The sequence below is a fragment of the Comamonas sp. w2-DMI genome (assembly GCF_040187735.1).
GTDB lineage: Bacteria > Pseudomonadota > Gammaproteobacteria > Burkholderiales > Burkholderiaceae_C > Comamonas > Comamonas terrae.
This window is the reverse complement of record NZ_JBANEL010000068.1, coordinates 1-2,299: the sequence shown is the minus strand read 5'-3', so window position 1 is coordinate 2,299 and position 2,299 is coordinate 1. Positions and strand designations below refer to the sequence as shown.

Sequence of the window (2,299 nt, the reverse complement as noted above, 5' to 3'; positions counted from 1 at the left end):
GGGTATAGGAAGTTCAACCGCCCTTTTTGGCGAGTCTGGCGGGTAGGAAGCGGCCGCGCAAGCGCCGCTTTGGGCACAGATCGGGCACAGATCGGGGGTTCATGCGTGGGTTTTCGACATCGCGGGGCCACGCAGCGGCTCAGTGCGTAGCCATTTCTCACCGAATCCCGGCACAGGGCCGAGCGCAGCCCTGCGGGGTCGTGGCCGCATCGGATCGGACTCTGGCTTGGCTGCCGGCTGTGTGGCCGGCACCTCGTCACGCGGCCGGCGGCGGCGCGCGCGCTGCGGGCCGGTAGTGCGCTTGCTCCAGCGCGCCGTGCTTCTCGAAGTGGGCGAGGATGGCGCGGATGGCGGCAGGTTCCTCGATGCTGGCGACGATCCGCACGGTGCCACCGCAGTGGACGCAGGCGGTGACGTCGATGGAAAAGACCCGCTTGAGGCGTTGCGCCCAGCTCATCGAACGGCGCTTCTCCTCGGGGCTGCGCGGCGCGTCGTTCGCGCTTGCGTCCGCCGGCTCCACAGCGGCGTCATGCCGCCTGCCGCGCCCCGATGGCGTCAACTGTGCGCGCAGGGCGGCGTTCGGGGCAAACACCCCGTGGAAGCGGGTCAGGTGGGCGCGCGGTGGCGGGACCAGCGCCGCCAGCTTGGCGATGAAATCCACCGGATCCCATTCCACATGCGTGGTGCCATTGCGCCACGGGGTCTTGAGCTGGTAACGCACCCTGCCCTGGAGCGCTATCGACAGCCGCTGCTCGCTGATCGCCGGGCGCGTGATGTAGCGGCACAGCTTTTCCAGCTTGTGGCTTTCGTGTGCTTCGGCCGCCACGCCGGCATGCAGTGAGAAGCCGCCGACCTTGCCGGCTTCGCCCTCCAGCGAACCGGCGTCACCGGGCAGCGTTTGCAGCGTGACGACCTTGCAGCCAGCGTCGCGGCCGGTGGCGATGCGGTAGGTGATCGAACTCATCCGCAGCCCATCCATGCTGTCGTCGCCTGCAGCGCTGTCTGCCAGGAAGGCCGATTCGCCCTCCCCTTCGAGCCAGCCTTTGCGCGTCAGGTGCCGACACACCCGGTGCGCGATGGTAGCTGCCAGCTGGGTCGACTGCGCGGTGGTAGGCGCACGGGCGCGGTGCAGGCGCAGTTCGCGCCGCGGCAGCTCGGTGGCTTCCACGTACACGCCGTCGAGCCACAGCATGTGGAAGTGGATGTTCAGGTTCAGCGCGCTGCCGAAACGCTGGATCAGCGTCACCGCGCCGCACTGGGCGCTGGCGCGGTCGATGCCGGCTTGATCGGCCAACCAGCCGGCGATCACGCGCTGCACGATGCCCAGCACCGGGCCAATGGCTTCTGGCTTGCTGGCGAACAGGAAACGCAAGGGGTACGGAAAGCTCAGCACCCATTGCCGCACAGGCCGCGGGCCGAACACCTCCTCGACCAGGTGCCGCGCACTCTCGGCCATGCGTCGCGCGCCGCAACTCGGGCAGAACCCGCGCTTCTTGCAGGAGAAGGCCACCAGCCTCTCTGCACGGCAGTGCTCGCACACCACCCGCAGGAAGCCGTGCTCGAGCACGCCGCAACGCAGGTAGGCATCGAACGCCTCGCGGACATACCCGGGCAGCGAGCGGCCCTCCGCTTCGATCCGTGCAATGAAGTCCGGGTAGTGCGCCTCTACCAACGCGTACAGCAGCGTGCGCTCGGGCGCGTGGCGCGCGTACCGCGAACCGGTGTGGGCGGACGGCAGTGGCGCGCATCCCGCGGCTTGCCGCCGGGATGTGGCGAGGCGCGGCACGCAGCGCTCCGGTGCGGGGACGGCTGCTCAGTGTTGCGCCTGTGTTCGCACGTTCGTATCGGTGCGTTCTGATCTTCGCGTCAGACATTGCCGCGGCGCGGGCACAACAAAAAGCCCGGCATCGCTGCCGGGCTCCGGCCCCGTCCTTGGGGCCTTGATGTCGGGTCGTTGCCGGGATCGGACCGCGCTGGCGCGGTCCGGTTCCCTGACGACCGGGCCAACCGGAGCCAAGGCGTCCTGAGATAGCCCGGTCATCCAGCGCGCTTCCCTTACCCTCTCGAACAGCTTGCCCACGTCGCCGCCTCCTTGTGGGCAACGAGAGTGCGTCGGGGTGGCGCGTAGTAAGTTAGTAACACTGTATGGCCCCAGCCATCGAGGATCAGGAGCAGCACGGGTTTCGGTGTGGGCACGAGCGCATTCCGCAAGAACGATGCCGAGCGCGTGCGCGAGCACCTGTACGCATTCGGGCAATCCGTGCTGCACACCGAAATGCAACGCCTGCTTGGCCGCGCA

1 protein-coding gene is annotated in these 2,299 nt (G+C 68.5%); it reads right to left on the bottom strand.

The features are described 5' to 3' along the window. Window positions 1–256: 256 nt before the first annotated feature. Entirely contained in the window at window positions 257–1,786 is a 1,530-nt protein-coding gene (locus V8Z74_RS26065) for an IS91-like element ISCR14 family transposase (protein ID WP_003149906.1), read from the bottom strand. Window positions 1,787–2,299: the final 513 nt, after the last annotated feature.